At 71.9% G+C, this 14411-nt stretch carries 15 protein-coding genes; 7 read left to right on the forward strand and 8 right to left on the reverse strand.

Annotation, left to right across the window (positions count from 1 at the left end; genetic code table 11):
• The first annotated feature begins 406 nt into the window (after positions 1-406).
• The gene (locus V1J52_RS25200; RefSeq protein ID WP_330142273.1) at positions 407-1465 is read left to right on the forward strand and encodes a hypothetical protein; all 1059 of its coding nucleotides are present in this window, start codon (positions 407-409) and stop codon (positions 1463-1465) included.
• A gap of 262 nt (positions 1466-1727) precedes the next feature.
• Here V1J52_RS25200 and V1J52_RS25205 read toward each other — a convergent pair whose 3' ends face one another.
• The 8 genes from V1J52_RS25205 to V1J52_RS25240 all read right to left on the reverse strand — a co-directional run bounded on the left by V1J52_RS25205 (position 1728) and on the right by V1J52_RS25240 (position 8872).
• On the reverse strand, positions 1728-2552 hold the full coding sequence (locus V1J52_RS25205; RefSeq protein ID WP_330142274.1) for a DciA family protein: 825 nt from the start codon (positions 2550-2552) through the stop codon (positions 1728-1730).
• Positions 2549-4051 carry a transcriptional regulator gene (locus V1J52_RS25210; RefSeq protein WP_330142275.1) on the reverse strand — a complete coding sequence of 501 codons (1503 nt, stop codon included), beginning with the start codon at positions 4049-4051 and terminating at the stop codon, positions 2549-2551. Before V1J52_RS25210 ends, V1J52_RS25205 begins: the two co-directional genes overlap by 4 nt.
• 813 nt (positions 4052-4864) lie before the next feature.
• Complete coding sequence (locus V1J52_RS25215; RefSeq protein WP_330142276.1) at positions 4865-5170, reverse strand: helix-turn-helix transcriptional regulator; 306 nt, start codon at positions 5168-5170, stop codon at positions 4865-4867.
• Positions 5171-5259: 89 nt separating this feature from the next.
• The gene (locus V1J52_RS25220) at positions 5260-5790 is read right to left on the reverse strand and encodes a GIY-YIG nuclease family protein (protein ID WP_330142277.1); all 531 of its coding nucleotides are present in this window, start codon (positions 5788-5790) and stop codon (positions 5260-5262) included.
• Positions 5787-6254, reverse strand: coding sequence for a deaminase (locus V1J52_RS25225; RefSeq protein ID WP_330142278.1), 468 nt, complete (start codon positions 6252-6254; stop codon positions 5787-5789). Before V1J52_RS25225 ends, V1J52_RS25220 begins: the two co-directional genes overlap by 4 nt.
• Positions 6254-6937: a RibD family protein gene (locus tag V1J52_RS25230; RefSeq protein ID WP_330142279.1), complete on the reverse strand. Its 684-nt coding sequence runs from the start codon at positions 6935-6937 to the stop codon at positions 6254-6256. Before V1J52_RS25230 ends, V1J52_RS25225 begins: the two co-directional genes overlap by 1 nt.
• A gap of 21 nt (positions 6938-6958) precedes the next feature.
• Complete coding sequence (locus V1J52_RS25235; RefSeq protein ID WP_330142280.1) at positions 6959-8386, reverse strand: helix-turn-helix domain-containing protein; 1428 nt, start codon at positions 8384-8386, stop codon at positions 6959-6961.
• A gap of 153 nt (positions 8387-8539) precedes the next feature.
• Positions 8540-8872, reverse strand: coding sequence for a GntR family transcriptional regulator (locus tag V1J52_RS25240; protein ID WP_190175236.1), 333 nt, complete (start codon positions 8870-8872; stop codon positions 8540-8542).
• 187 nt (positions 8873-9059) lie between these two features.
• On the opposite strand from V1J52_RS25240, the gene V1J52_RS25245 reads away from it, so the two are divergent.
• The 6 genes from V1J52_RS25245 to V1J52_RS25270 all read left to right on the forward strand — a co-directional run bounded on the left by V1J52_RS25245 (position 9060) and on the right by V1J52_RS25270 (position 14317).
• Positions 9060-9440, forward strand: a complete 381-nt coding sequence (locus V1J52_RS25245; protein WP_330142281.1) for a hypothetical protein — start codon at positions 9060-9062, stop codon at positions 9438-9440.
• 690 nt (positions 9441-10130) lie between these two features.
• On the forward strand, positions 10131-10382 hold the full coding sequence (locus V1J52_RS25250; RefSeq protein WP_330142282.1) for a WhiB family transcriptional regulator: 252 nt from the start codon (positions 10131-10133) through the stop codon (positions 10380-10382).
• Positions 10383-10603: 221 nt separating this feature from the next.
• Positions 10604-11017: a hypothetical protein gene (locus V1J52_RS25255; RefSeq protein ID WP_330142283.1), complete on the forward strand. Its 414-nt coding sequence runs from the start codon at positions 10604-10606 to the stop codon at positions 11015-11017.
• 296 nt (positions 11018-11313) lie between these two features.
• On the forward strand, positions 11314-11736 hold the full coding sequence (locus V1J52_RS25260; protein WP_330142284.1) for a hypothetical protein: 423 nt from the start codon (positions 11314-11316) through the stop codon (positions 11734-11736).
• A 54-nt stretch (positions 11737-11790) separates the two neighbouring features.
• Positions 11791-11913 (forward strand): hypothetical protein, encoded by a 123-nt coding sequence (locus V1J52_RS25265; protein ID WP_330142285.1) that lies wholly within the window; start codon positions 11791-11793, stop codon positions 11911-11913.
• A 109-nt stretch (positions 11914-12022) separates the two neighbouring features.
• A complete protein-coding gene (locus tag V1J52_RS25270) occupies positions 12023-14317 on the forward strand; it encodes a DUF2637 domain-containing protein (protein WP_330142287.1) in 2295 nt (764 codons plus the stop codon).
• The last annotated feature ends 94 nt before the right edge of the window (positions 14318-14411 follow it).

The raw sequence follows: 14411 nt of genomic DNA on the forward strand, positions 1-14411 counted from the left end.
TGCCGACGGCGTCTGAGGCACACAGCCTTGCCGGATGCGCGGGCCGACGGCTGCCTCGGCCTTGCACGGTGTCGAGCGCCGCTGGCCGGGCGGCACTGTGGGAGTGCCGCCCGGCCAGTTCCGGAGGCCGTGCGGTTGGACGCCAGACGGACCCGCGGCTGTCGGTGCGGGCGGCGAAGTGCTCAACCGGCGCGTCTTGGTTCATGCCGTGATGATGGGCGGCGCGAGGTCGGCACGATCGGGTTGTGACACGGCGGTCTTGCCGTGATCGGCGGGCTCTCGTCGCGTTTTGGCCCTTCGGCGGCGTCTTTGAGCCAGGCGGGCGCATACCGTCCCCTGGCCCCTGCCCACCTGGCCAGACTACGCAGCGAATCCAATTGATCACTTAAATCGCACTGGAGGACGTATGGGTCGAAACGACCTCATGGCCGCCCTGCTGGAGACCCGGCGTGTGCTGGATGAGCGAGTCACGGCGCTGGGGAAACAGGTCGAGGAGACGCGGCGGGAGGTCACCGAGGGGGCCAGCGCCCGGGCGTCCGAGCTCCACGCGGACAACCGGGAGACGCGCTCCAGCGTCAACAGGCTCTCCTCGGAGGTCGACAAGACGCTCCCCCGGCTGCGGCAGGACGTCACCGATCTGGCCCGGGGCTTCGACGAACTGCGCAGCACGGTCGCCGACCTCATCGCCCAGCTGCCCGCAGCCACCCCCGCGGTCCCGGCGGCCGACGGCCCGCACACCGCGCAGGAACCGCAGCACACGGAGCCGGAGGCTTCCCCCCGCGACGGCGCCCCCGCCCTCGCCGCCCCGGCCAACACCGCCGCCCCGGCCAAGGGCGGCGCGGTCGTGACCGCCCCGGCCGAGGACCGAGGTGGCCAAGGGCCCGGTACGGCAGCCGGGGAAAGCGGCGGCCTCCCGGTGGACGAGGCCGGGCTGGAGGCGGCAAGCCGGCGGCAGGCGGCCAGCGACGCCGCCGCTGCCGGCGCCGGTGCCGAGAACGCGCACGGACCGGACCGTCCCGCGGCCACACCCGGACCGGCCCCTTCGGGCAGGCAGCGCGACGAGCTGGCTGAGCACGACCTCGTCCTGGCCAGCGCGGCCACCGTCGGCACGGTCGACCTGGTCTGCCACCGCGACCTCTGGGAGTTCGTCCTCGGGCACGCGCAGAAGGTCGAGCACTTCCGCAAGCCGGCCGCCCCCACAGAGGAGGGGCGCGACCGGCTGCGGATCACCTTGTCCGGACGCTCGGTCATCGCCGTCCTGATGGCGATGCGCGGCACCCGGATCGCCAGCGCGCCGTACGGGAAGAACGACGGCAGCTGGGTGCTGGCGGGGCAGGTGTACGAGCGGTTGGCCCACGATCTGACGACCACCAGCCGCAGCGGCACGCGGCCGCTGACCGTCGTCTTCGATGACGGCATCAGCGACGTCTCCAGCCCGAAGGACCCGGACACCCGCCAGCAGTAGAGAGCGCGGACCGCGTACGTCACCGCACGGCGAAGGCCGCCCGGAACGCTTCCGGGCGGCCTTCGCCGTGCGGCGGACTCCTGGGGGCCGGGCCCCTCTCGGGCCGGGCCCCTCTCGGGCCGGGGCCCGGCCTGTCGGCACGCGGGGTGCGTGGGGTGTGCTCCGTGCAGCGCAGTCTGCTCGCACACCCCGCGCAGGTGCACGCACCGCGGTGCCTGCGGGCAGAGCAGGCCGCCGGCGTACGGCACCTAGCCCGGGGGCATCACGCGGTCCGTTCGACTGGGGCCTGGCTGAGGGGCGTGCCCGCTCGCCGCGCAGGGAGGAAGGGAGTTCCTGCTCGTTCGGCGGCCGCTCGTGCCCGCGCCCGGGCTCGGGCGGTGGTGAAGGGGTCGTTCTGGGCTGCCCGCCGTGCTAGTTCCTGCTGAAGGGCGTGGACGGCGTCGGTGAAGGCTTCCTCGGGTTCGACGGTGCGGTGGCGGGCTTGCTGCTCAAGTGCGGCCTGGGCGGCGGGGCTGGGGGTGCGGGGGCGTTGGCTGGCGCGGACGGCGGTGAGGGCCTGGAGGTAGCTGGGGTGGGCGGGGACCGGGGTGTCGTCGCCAGGCGGGGTGGGGGAGGGCACGGCGGCGGTGGTAGCGGGGGCGCTGGTGGTGGCGCGGGGCGGCAGGACGCGTAGGGCGCGGACGGTTTCGGTGCCGAGGGCGGTGTTGATGCGTTTGATCATCTGGTGCTGGAGGAGGCGCAGCTGGGTGGCGTAGGCGGGGGTGGTGGGCTGGAGGTCGAGGCGGCCGGTGTCCGGGTTGAAGCTGGCGGGGGTGACCTTGCCGTCGAGTTCGGGGGCGATGGTGGGCCACTGGTCGGTGAGGCTGGCGGCGGCGGTGGGGGCGGCCCAGCCCCGGCTGTCCATCAGCCCGGTGAACGCGGCGGCCGCGGTGACCGGTTCACGTCCGTCGTGTCGCCGGGGCCGTGGCGGGCGGGGTGCGGTGCGTGCGGGCTGGGTCTGGGCGGCCAGGCGTGCCTGGTGGAAGGCGGCGCGGGCGAGGTCGACACCGGACGGCGCTGGGCCCGTGGCTGAGGGGGTGTCGGTCACAGGGTGCCTCCAGCGTGGATGCGCAGGTGGCCGGCGGCGGTCTGCCGCAGCGCCTGGTCGACGAGGGTGTGGGTGAACAAGCTCCTGGCGTAGGTCTCGCCGCATTCCGCGATGGTGAGAGTGATCATGTTCGGGTCGAACTTCGCGGCCGTGCGCAGCTGGGCGATCTCGTCCCAGGTGAGCTGGGTGAGGTCGGCGAGCCCGTCGGCGTCGCGGGTGAAGTCCTGCTGTGAGGTGTCCGCCGTCGTGGTGGTGGGCGTGGCGGTGACGTGGTGGTGGGCGTGGTTGAGGGCGTCCTGGACGCGGCGGGTGACGGCGGGGTCGGTGGGCAGCTGCCAGCCCTGTCCGGTCCAGGCGTGTTCGGCGTGCCGCTGTCGCTCGGCGGCGCGGCTGGAGCGCCAGGTGGCGACGGCCTGGGCGCGCTGTTCGGGGGTGCGCCAGCCGGGGGTGGCCGTGACGTGCCGCAGCCGGGAGGCGAGCAGGCCCGAGGGGCGGCGGGCGCCGTGCTGGGGCTCGGGGGTGGTCTCCAGCCAGGCCGTCACCTCGGTGGCGGTCCATCCGGCGTTGGCGACGTCGCGGACCACCCAGGCGATCCGCGGGACGGCGGCGCGGCGCAGCCACGGCACCTGGGTGATCAGCTCGGCGGCCAGCTGGAAGCGGCGCCCGACCCGGTTGAGCGTGCGCTGCCCACGGCGGCCGCCAGCCTTGAACCTCTTCGGGGTGGGGGACTGGCGCTTCCCGCTTGCGAGCTTGCTCTCAGGGGGGAGGGAAGTAGTACCCGCAGTGGAAAGAGCTGAGGTACCGACCTGCATTGGGGTGCAACGGGTCTCGTCCGAAACAACCGTCACAACCCCCTGCTCAGCACCCCTTACCGGGGCCTTCGCCGGGGCCTTCGGTTTCGAGCGCGGCTTGCGTACCTTCCGGGACGCCTTCTTCGCCAGCGTGGCCATCAGCTCCCGGCCAGCCTCCGAGATCCCGGACATCGCCCGCGTGTACGCCGGAGCGTCCTCATCACGCTGCACCGTGCGGATGCCCAGCGCGGCGTCGAACTCGGTCGGGATCATCCGCGCGAACTCCGACGCCTGCGCCGGGCCGCCGGGCACCCGGGTGCCCTTGACGATCCACGCGAGCAGCCCGGCCTCCCGCAGCATCCCCAGGTGGTACTCCACCGTCCGCTTCGCCAGGCCGGTGCGGCGCACCAGGTAGTCGATCCCCGGATGGCACGGGAGCAGTGCTGCCAACTCCTGGGCGACGCGCACGGTCGTCGGCCCGAAGCTGCGCGGCCCGTGCGACCGGTGACGGCGCGGTCGGTACAGACCGGACCCGGCGACCCAGTGGACCGCCTGCATCCACGAGTAGCCCTCACCCGCGATCCGGCCCGACGACGTCGACAGCCACTGCGATGCCTCCGGCACGAACAGCGCCGGCAGCACCGCGGCCGGGACGTCGTCGACGGCCGGGCGCGGGGCGGGCAACGTCACGGCGGTCGGCGCCGCCACGGCGCTCACCGCCCCGCTCGAACGTACGAGGCAGAGATCATCCCGGCAGCCTCGCGTGGACCGCCTGTGGACAGAGGTCGGGAACCGGCGAGGACCCCAATCCCTCCCGCCCGGCGGGCAGGAACCTCCGGTTTCATCCCGCCCCACGGGGCGGAGCCCCGGAGCACCGCGGCGGCCGGCACCGCCAGGAGGGCAGGGGTCCCCCTCTCGGTATAGGTGTGCCGGACCGGAGTCGGTGTGCCACCCCACCCCGAAGAATCTTCGTGACTAATGCCGCGAACAGGTTGAACAGGGACAGCGGATTCCGTCACACGGGAAGGTCGCCATGCTCGAACCGGGGTGAATCGGACAAGGTCAAGCTGACAAGGGGACACCACTTCGGGCACTATGAGAAACGACCTGCTCTCCATGTAGCTGGACCGACCCGAGTCCCTCCGGGCTGGACGGCCAGATGTGTGGATGTGTCGGGTAAGCCCCCTTCGTGAGAAGCGGGCGGACACCGACCGGGTGGGGGAGATTTCTCCTCTCTCCTGGTTTCTGCTGAACCGCGAAGCCCCTGTGGTGGGGGCCTGCGGGTGAAGCGGAGTCGGACGGCTGTGGCTGTGGTGGCTACGGATCGGTCTGGCTGGTGGTGGTGTGGTCCCGAGAGGGGCCTGGTGAAGATGAGCGGCCTGAGAAGCCGCAGCTCGGGGACCGGTTGCAGCCGGAACCTGAGCACCCGACACGGGTTATGAGCCCTGTCGGTAGACGGGCCGCGCGAAGCCAGCGGGTGGTAAGTCCGCTTCTTGGCGCGCGCGGCCGATGGCCACTAGGTCATCCCGCTCCCCCTTCGGAGGTCGGCGTCGTGCTGCCCTCGTCCAGCTCGGCGGCTTCGGGGAAACGCTCCGAGAGCCGCTTGAGCAGGTGGATGTACGCCTGGCGCTGCGGGCGCCGGGGGTTGCTCTTCCCCAGCTCCCACCGCACGACGGCAAGGCGCTTCACGCCGACCGCATCCGCGATCTCCTGCTGGGTGAGGTTCGCGGCGAGGCGCAGCTGGCTACGCACGCGCGGCGGCGGCAGGACGTCGTCCAGGCCCTCCAGCAGGGCGTCGACCCGCTTCAAGCGGTCCGGGTCGGACATAGCGCAGGCTCCCATGATCGATGGATCTCTGAAACATACACTATTTGATCTATGGGTGTGGGGTCGCAGCGCGACCGCCTGGCCGCCATTCATGCCGGGCACCGAACGGTGAACAGCTGATGGGACCTCTCACTTCGGATGGGCTGCCGCTGGACAGCTCGCCCCTTGGCGACCAACGACTCCAAGCACGCGAGCACCGAGGGAAGGGTGTACCCGAGCCGCTCGGCCGCGTCACCGGCAGAGAACCGTGAGTTGGCGAAGGCATCCCACGTCAGCCGCTGGAAATGCAGGTCCGCATCGAAGGGCGGCGGCTGCCTGAAGGACCTCTTCTCTGGGAGAACGGGAGACGGCACCACGACGGAGCCGCTCCCGAGGGCAGCCTGCACGGCCCGGACGGGATCCGATGTGAACGCGAACCATTCTCCGTGCGAGCGGATCCCCGCGAAGTGATCGTGCAGTGCCTGCTCAAGGGCGAGTCCTCCGGGCGTACTCCACAAGACCGCAAGTTTCACCGGCGACGAGTTCTGGATCTCGCGCAGCCTCCGGACAAGGTCGACCGACACACCGATCTTCACGGTCCAGTTGCCAGGCGATCCGATGACGTAGACCTGCCCTGTCATGCGAGGCCCCCCAGGTGCGAATTCACAGCCTTCGCGGCCGCTGCCAACTCGGGCAGCTCCACCACAACGACTCCAGCCTCCACCAGCTGCTCGTAGCCGACGCAGTCGTCGACGAACAGGCTCGGCTCGCGCCAAGCGATGACCACGCGGGGGATGCCGGCCTCGAGGATTCGCCGTGCGCAGGGCGTACGGGAGGCGCTGCGCTGGGAGCAGGGCTCCAGCGAGCTGTAGATCGTCGCACCCGCGAGGCGCGGGTCATCCTGGGGGAGTTGGGCGAGGGCGACTTCCTCCGCGTGCTCGCGGGGGCCGGTCGCGCGGGAGTAGCCGGACGCCAGCTCGGTGCCGTCCTCGCCGACGATGACCGCTCCGACCGAGTAGGCGCCGGGGGCCGGAGGGCACAGCGCGGCGAGGTCGATCGCACGCTGTATCCAGCGCAGGTCCTGGGCTCGGTCGGGGGCGTACATCAGGCGGTGCGCTCCTTCGGGGAGTAGCGGACGAAGACGACGTCGTCGATCGCCCGGATCTCCAGCACCTTCATCCGGGCCGTCGATCCGCCGGGGTAGTCGGCGGCGCCCAGGAAGCGTGCCGCCTCCGGCTGACCCACCAGCAGGGGCGCGATGGCGAGGTGCACTTCGTCGGCGAGGTCCGCGGCCATGAGCTGGGTGTGGATCGTGCCGCCGCCCTCCACCATGAGCCGGCCGACTCCACGGCGCCCCAGCTCATCGAGGACCAGGCCCCAGTCGAGCTCCGGCCCGACGCTGACGACGTCGGCCAAGCCGTCGAGCGTGGCGCGCACCTTCTCCACCGCGGCGTCGACGGTGACGACCAGCTTCTCGCCGCCGTGGTGCCAGAAGTTGAGATCGGCGGACAGGTCCCCGGTCCGGGTGACCGTGACCTTGAGCGGGTAGGCCGGCTTGCCCTCCGCGACGCGCTGATCCCTGCGTTCCTCGCTGTTGACCAAGAGGCGCGGGTTGTCCTTCCGCATGGTCGTCGCGCCAATCAGGATGGCGTCGGACTCCGCGCGGACCTGGTCGACGCGGTCGAAGTCGGCCGCGTTGGACAGGCGCAGCCGCTCGGGACTGGCGTCGTCCAGGTAGCCGTCGACCGACATGGCGGCCGAGAGGATGACGTACGGACGCGTGGTCATAGGTGATGTGATCCGTTCTGCTCAGGATTCGTGGGCGAGTGTGCCGTCGAAGTGCGCGCGGAACTCCGCGACCTCGGGCTGGCGCTGCCAGGGCGCCAGCGCCTTGTCGAGACGCGCGAGCTCCCGGACGATCCGGCCCGAGCCCGTGTCGTTGGCGATGGTCAGGGCCTGGAGGCCGACCGCGGCGGCCTGGTCGGGCGCAGCGGCACCGGCGTGGGCCACGGCGGCCCGAGCCATGTAGACGCCGCGGTCGCGGTGGTAACCGTCGGGCAGTGCCTTGATGGCGCTGGTGAAGACCTCTGCGGCCTCCGCGTGCTTGCCCAGCACCTCCAGGCCCTGCGCCCGGTGCACCTCCACGTACTGCTCGTTCAGCCACACGCCCCAGGGGGTCGTGTCGCCGGAGACGCGATCGAGAGCGTTGCGTACGTCGTCGATCGCGCGCTCGCTGTCGGTCGACTCACCGCGCAGCGCGTGCCCGTACGACTCGTAGGTCCGGGCGACAGCGGCCAGTCGGCTGCGGGGACGAGCCATGCGCTGCGCGGCTTCGGCGAGGTCGACGACGTCGACCAGGTCGAGCATCTCGCCGGCGAGCTGTGCCTTGCGGGCCATCACGTACGAGGTCAGGTCACCGTCCCCGACGGTGTGGCTCCACTGGAACGCCCGATCGAGCCAGAACTGCGCGCTGTCGAAGTCACCCAGGTCCTGGTAGAGCCAGGAGGCGAATTCCGCGTACTGCGTCTGGAGCTCCATGAGGGCGTGGCGATCAGCGCCCTTTGCGTCCTGACGCAGCTGCTTGATGTCCTCGATGTGCTGACGCGCGGCCGCGACGGCTCGGCCGGGGCCGAGGAGGTTGTCGCTGTCGATCAGCAGACGACGCGCACGCTGGAAGTGCTCCACCGGCGTACCGCTGTAGGCGGAAGCCGATCGGGTAGGCCGTGTCAGCCCCGGCAGAGAGCTGGCGGCCGCCGGCGTCCCCCCGCCCAGCGCAGCAGCTGCGCCGAGCCCCATCCCGCCACGCAGCATCGCGCGTCGATCCAGCGCCACGAAAATCACCGATCCATCCCGTAGACGAGCGGGGACAAAGATCCCCTCATCGTCCGACGTTGCCCGCTGGGATGCGGCCATGGCCAGGTCCACCGATGATTCGGACACATGGAGCCCTGAAACGGACACATGGCCCCGCGGGGAATCATCCGCGCCGATGCGCTCCCACAACTCGATCAGCAGGCCCTGGGCGTTGAGTACGCGGTCCAGCTCTTCGACCTCGGAGCGGTACTTCGGAGCGCGCTTCGCGTTTTCCCATTTCCACAGCTTGGAGTACGAGCAGAAGGTGGCTTCCGCAAGCCCTCGCAGGCTGAGGCCGCGCCGCTCGCGGAGGTCTCGAACCGTGTAGCCGAAGCGGTCCAGGGGCGATGCCTCCGGGGTCAGAACGTTCGGCTTCTGCCCCACGCTGATCCCCCTCCATGTCTCCTATCGGTGTGTCCAGGCGCTGGACACATGTCAGACCTAGAACCAGCTCCGTGGTCGGGCCTACAACTTTGCTAACGAAGTTGGACCGGCCAGGGAGGGACGAACATGCGCAACGGGACGCGAGGAAGGACGTCAGTCGCTTCGGCCCTTCTCGATCCTTTCGAGTCGTGCGGCGAGGTCGGCGACCTGCTCCTCAAGTGCTCGGAGAGCGCGGGCAGTCGAGTCCTCGCTGGACTCGGAGGCAGTCTCCGTGACGAAGGAGCCGCGCCCCTGGTGCGAGTAGATGAGCCCAGCCGTGCGCAGCTCGGTCAGGGCTCGCTGGACGGTGCCGGCCGCGACGCCGTACTCCTCTGCCAGCTCGCCGATGCTCGGCAGTTTCGTCCCGGCGGTCCAGCGGCCGGAGCGGATCTTGTCGCGGACATCCTGAACGATTCGCTGGTACGGCTGCACGGCCTCGTTGCTCATGAGCGACATCGTAGGTCGACCCCCTCGCCTTAGCCAGCTTCCATAGCTTCCTCAACCAAGTGCTTGACACGCCCCCGACTCTAGCAGCTAAGTTAGCTATGCCGACAAGGTGAGCGAGGTGGCAAAGGCCCCCACCTGCCACTTCCTGGGATCACGTAGAGCCCGAACTCGAAGGGAGCACCACCCCATGAACACCACCAGCCGCCCCACCGCCAGCCTCGCCACCGAGAACTTCGACGCTGAGACGCTCGCGCTCCTGGAGGCGGTGGAGGTGCCGCTCCCCGAGTTCGGCGGCCTGGACCTCGACGTCGCCTTCGGGATGCCGCTGGAGATGTTCGAGGCCGGCCCGCTTCCCCACGAGCGGCTGGACGGCCTGGACATCACCGCCGCCGTCGCCGCGATCGAGGCCCGCGAGAACCGCATGCTCGCCGCCCGCGACATCGTCGCCACCGACCCGACCGCCACCGAGCTGGTGCGCGAGCGCCTGGTCGACGTGCTCCTCCCCTACGCCGCGCAGCTGCGCATCACGCCACCGGCCGCCGCCGCGCCCCTGCCGCTCGCGGCCTGACCCCCCCCCGCACGAACTGCCGGGTCTTCGGACCCGGCTCCCCCACCCGGAACTGCCCCGCGGGCGGCGCCGGATGAGGGAGCCGGACACGGTCCCCGTCAGCACGAGACGCCCTGGGCGAAGCCCCCACCTCGGTGGGGGTGGGTCCTCGGAGTGGCTGTTCCTTCTCAACTGAATCAGCGAACATCCGGCGCTACGACTAGCTGGCACTCCCGAGCAAGAGATCTGCGGAGGGGTGCCACCAGGTGAGTCCTCTGGTTGAACCGGCCCAGTCCGCAGGGGATGCGGACCGCCTTCCCGCAGGCGAGATGCGGGACAGGCAACTGCGACAAGCCGGCCCTGCCGCGCAGACAGCACCCGAAGCACCTTTTCCCCTGGCGCCCTCACGGGCGACAGGCGATCCGAACGCGCGGTGACACAAGGGCGAAGATCGCGGAGCCCCGTAGGTGAGCAGAACGACCGGTTCGAGTCCGGTCCGGGGCACTGCGGCCCGCGCGCCGCTCGGAGTCGGGCATTCCGCCCGCATTCCGAAACGACGACAACCCCCACGGGATGAGGCCCCAGGGGGTTGTCCAGGACCTGTATGGAGGCCCTGATGCCCATCAGCATCGCACGCCCGCTCGGCACCACCGACTCCGACCCGGACATGGACGAGGCCCTCCGCCGCGTCCGCGAAGGACGGTGACCGCAATGGACTGGCGACACCGCGCGGCCTGCCGCGAGGAGGACCCCGAGCTGTTCTTCCCCCTCGGCAACACCGGACCGGCGCTCCTGCAGATCAAGGAAGCCAAGACCTTCTGCCGCCGCTGCCCCGTTCAAGAGCAGTGCCTCCAGTGGGCACTGGAGGACGGCCTCGAGGGCGTCTGGGGCGGCCTGTCCGAGGACGAACGCCGCGCGATGAAGCGCCATACCGCCCGCAACCGAGCCCGTTCCGCCGCCTGACCTCGCTGCGCTTCCTGAGTTGCCCAGTCGCCCGCCGCCCGGTCTACGGATCGGTCGGCGGGCGGTGGAGAGCGACGGAAGACTTCCCCGCTCGCCCCGGCCGTCCCCTTGTGGGGTGGCCGAGGCGCTGGCTGCCGTATCGGCAACCAGCACAAGCGCGAGGCCCCAGGGATTGCGCCCCTGGGGCCTCGCTTTACAGGCACCTGAACTGGAGGCCACCTGTGAACGCCATCCTGACATGCCCGGCTACGGCCGCTGAGCCCGAGCCTCAGCACGACCGCGTCCCCGACAACCCGCCGCAGCCGCCGCTGCCGCAGCGCGAGCCGGGCCGCACCCTCGCCACCAGCAGCCTCGTGGAGGACAAGGAGCGCGAGGACGGCGAGCGCGGCTTCGAGCCCGAGCCCGGACCAGACGCCCGCTACCGGGCCCTGGGGGCGTACCTGCTATGCCTGGTCCGCGACGGTGACCGCCGCGCCGCCGCCGCCGGACGCCGCGCACCCCGCACCGTCGCGGAGATGCGCGTCCGCCTCGCCGTCCCGACCGGCCGGACGGGCAGCGAGCGGTGCCCGTGCGGCTTCGACGCCGAGCATTGCCGCGGCGCTGTCTGCGGCCGCGTGCTCGGAGTCATGCGGTGACCCGCCGCCTGGCCAGCCGGGCCATCCGACGTCTGGGGACGCTGGGCTGGCAGTGCTGGATCTGCGGCAACCACGTCGACGACCACCTCACCGCCTGCCCGATCCAGCACTAACCGCCCCGGCGCCCGCGCGTTCGGCCCGGCGCCGCTCCGGCGGCCACCGGGCCGAACTTCTGCTCCGCTCCCCGGGCCCGGAAGGTCACCTACCCCGCCGCGCTGGCCGGGTGGGACGCGATCACCGGAGCCCCCTCCCCCGGACCTCACCCACGAAGGGAATCGAACACAGTGACTGCGACCGTGACTCCACTGGCTGTCCTGTCCGCCGCCCACCACCCCCACGAGCGCGCGCTGCACGCCTACCTCAACAACCTGCTCCCGGCCACGGAATGGCGGCGCACCGATCAGCTGGCCCGGCGGGTGTGGGAGTACGCCCTGGCCCGCGCTGACATGTCCGGTCCGGCCTGGGACGGAGCCGCAGGGCTGCCGGTGTGGCTGGCGGCCACCGCCCGCACCGTCGTCCGCCGCTACCTGACCGCCGGCGCAGCCACCGTCAACTGGACCGCACTGGAACAGCAGCTCGGCCGTCCCGACACCTGGCCGCCCCGCTGGCACCAGGCCCTGGCCACTGGCGGGCAGGGCGCGCTGCTCACCCAGGCCGCCGCTGACCTCGCCTTGTTCGAAGGGGCTGTGGGCGAGCCCGTACACGCGGCCGCCGCATGACCGCCGCCCCGGCCTGACTGACGGTTGCCTGAACCGCTTGGCCCCGGCCGTCGAATGAGACGGCCGGGGCCAAGCGGTGATGGGGAGCCGGACATCGGGGTGATGATCCCGGCCGCCGTCGCCTGGCTGCACCAGTACCTCGCGCAGGCCCGCAGCACGCTGCCCGACCGGCGCTGAACTGCCCTAGCACAACGGCCCTCCGAGTCCCCGGCAGCTCAAATGCCGGGGCCCCGGGGGCCTGATCGCAACTCTACCGACCGACGCCGATCCGTAAGAGAGGAATCCCGTGGCCCCCAAGACCGCCACCCGCCGCAGGCGCCAGGCTGCCCCCCGAGGCAGGCGTGCCAAGGCGTCGTCGGCTTCCGTCCCCGCTCAGACCACTGCCCCCGAGGAGATCGCGCCCGAGCCTGTTGTGCCGCTGGCCTACCCGCAGGCCGATCCGGTCCTGGCCGACGCCCGCGACCGCGCCGCTGACGTCCGGGACCAGGCCGCCGACGTCGCCGCCCGCGTCCTGATCGACTCCGACGACCGCGCTGCCAGCCTCCTGGACGGTGCCCGCACCGAGGCCGCCACGATCACGGAGGCCGCCACCGTCGGCCAGGCCCGCCTCCTGGCCGAGGCCGAGACGGCCGCCGCGCAGGTGCGTACCGCCGCGGAGGCGGAAGCGGAGCAACTGCTCACCGCTGCCCGCGCGGAGGCCGATGCACTCATCACGGCGGCGAGTGCCAAGGCCGACGAGACCCTGGCCGCTGCCGAGACGGCCGCCGGCCAGGTCCGGACGGACGCCGCGAGGTCTGCGGACGCCGACGCCGCGCAGGTTCGCGCGGACGCGGAGGCGGAGGCGGAGCAGCTGCTCGCCGCCGCGCGCCGCGAGGCCGACACCGTCACGACGACGGCGACCGGCGAGGCCGACCAGGTCCTCGCCGACGCCAAGGCGTCGGCCGAGCAGCTGCTTGCCGACGCCCGCCGCCAGGCGGAAGAGGTCACCACCACGGCGGCCGCACAGGCGGAACAGGTGACGGCCGAGGCCGCGCAGGCTGCCACGAAGGCCCTCGCCGATGCGGAGACCGCGCGCACCGAACTTCTCGCCGCCGCCGAGCGCACCGCGGCCGGGATCCGCACCCGCGCCACCACCGGCGCCGAACAGGTCCTGGAACGGGCGCGCGGTGAGGCCGATCGGCTGCGCGAGAGCGCGGACGACCAGGCCGCCCAGGTGCGGGCCGGAGCCGAGAAGGTAGCCGCCGGCCTTCGCCAGGACGCCGACCGCGCCGTGGCCGACGCCCGCACGTCCGCTGAAAAGCTGCGGGCCGCCGTCGACAAGGATGTCGCCCGGCTGCGCGAGCAGGCCGAAGCGGAGGCGAAGACGGCGCGGGCGGCGGCGGCGCAGGCCACGGCCGACCGGGTTGCCGCCGCCCAGGCCCGAGCCGAGGCGGACCGGATCCTGGAGGAGGCGACGCAGCGCACCGTGCAGCGCGCCCGCCGCCGGGAGATCCGGGCCGAGTCGCGCGCCAAGCAGCGCAAGGCACGCACCGACGCCCGGCCGGCTGGCGGGGTGCCGCCGCTGTCCGGGCAGGAGCTGGTCGGCGTGGTCGCGATCGTGCTGGCCGCCGCGACCGTCTCCACCCTCGGGCTGCTCTCCTCCTACACCGCGCTGGAGACCAAGGCGACCGCGTGGGGGTGGGACTGGCCGTGGCTGCTCCCCGTCGGCATCGACGTCGCGATCCCCGCGTTCACCGGAGCCAACCTCATCCTCATCCGGATGGGCATGGAACTGCGCTGGATCCGCTGGGTGCCCCGCGCGCTGACAGCGGTGACCGTCTACCTCAACTGGCAGGCCTCCAGCACCCCCGGCGGCCGTCTGGGGCACGCCGCCCTCACGCTGCTGTGGGTGATCTTCTCGGAGATCGCCTCCCACGTGTACGCCACGCGGATCGGCGCGGTCACCGGCAAGAAGCGGATGGAGACGGTGCGCCGTAGCCGCTGGATCCTCGCTCCAATCCCCACCGCCCGCCTGCGCCGCCGGATGATCCTGTGGGAGATCACCTCCTACGAGGAGGCGCTCACCCGCCTCCAGGAGCAGACCTACCTGCGAGCGCAACTCAAGGAGAAGTACGGCCTGCTGTGGCGCTGGAAGGCCCCGCTGAACCAGCGGATGGCGCTCAAGCTCGGTGAAGCGCCCGCCGCGCTCGCCGACACGCTCACCCCCGAGGACGCTCACACGCTCGAGCGCATGGAGGAAACCGAGCACGCTCACCCCGACACGAGCGCGCTCACCTCGGACGAGACGCGCGGCGAGCGTGAGCGCCCGGCGCTCACCTCCGGCGCTCACGAGGGTGAGCGCGCCACGGACGAGGCAGACGCTCAGCGAGCGGAGGACGCTCGTACGCGCAGCGAGACGGAGGCGCTTACCGAGCGCCGCCACGCACGCATCCGACTGCTCTACACCGAGCTCGGGCGCCGTCCCGAGTGGCGGGAGATCCGCGACGCGCTCACCGACGCGGGCCTGTCCGACAAGCCGGTCTCCCGCCCGACCGCGCAGCGTCTGCGCGCTCAGGTCGAAGAGGCCACCCCGGGCGCGTAGGTGAGCGCCCGGTGAGCGCAGAGGCGCTCACCCCCTGGCAGAACCCCTGCCGCTCATGGTCGCCACCGGCCCCCGCTCGTCGAGCGCGGACCGG

The organism is Streptomyces solitudinis (assembly GCF_036323765.1).
Lineage (GTDB): Bacteria > Actinomycetota > Actinomycetes > Streptomycetales > Streptomycetaceae > Streptomyces.

Bases quoted from the DNA above. Each gene is read 5' to 3' on its own strand.
- V1J52_RS25200 (WP_330142273.1), top strand. From the start codon at position 407: ATGGGTCGAAACGACCTCATGGCCGCCCTGCTGGAGACCCGGCGTGTG.
- V1J52_RS25265 (WP_330142285.1), top strand. From the start codon at position 11,791: ATGAGACGGCCGGGGCCAAGCGGTGATGGGGAGCCGGACATCGGGGTG.
- V1J52_RS25225 (WP_330142278.1), bottom strand. From the start codon at position 6,254: ATGTACGCCCCCGACCGAGCCCAGGACCTGCGCTGGATACAGCGTGCG.
- V1J52_RS25250 (WP_330142282.1), top strand. From the start codon at position 10,131: ATGGACTGGCGACACCGCGCGGCCTGCCGCGAGGAGGACCCCGAGCTG.
- V1J52_RS25215 (WP_330142276.1), bottom strand. From the start codon at position 5,170: ATGTCCGACCCGGACCGCTTGAAGCGGGTCGACGCCCTGCTGGAGGGC.
- V1J52_RS25240 (WP_190175236.1), bottom strand. From the start codon at position 8,872: ATGAGCAACGAGGCCGTGCAGCCGTACCAGCGAATCGTTCAGGATGTC.
- V1J52_RS25245 (WP_330142281.1), top strand. From the start codon at position 9,060: ATGAACACCACCAGCCGCCCCACCGCCAGCCTCGCCACCGAGAACTTC.
- V1J52_RS25230 (WP_330142279.1), bottom strand. From the start codon at position 6,937: ATGACCACGCGTCCGTACGTCATCCTCTCGGCCGCCATGTCGGTCGAC.
- V1J52_RS25220 (WP_330142277.1), bottom strand. From the start codon at position 5,790: ATGACAGGGCAGGTCTACGTCATCGGATCGCCTGGCAACTGGACCGTG.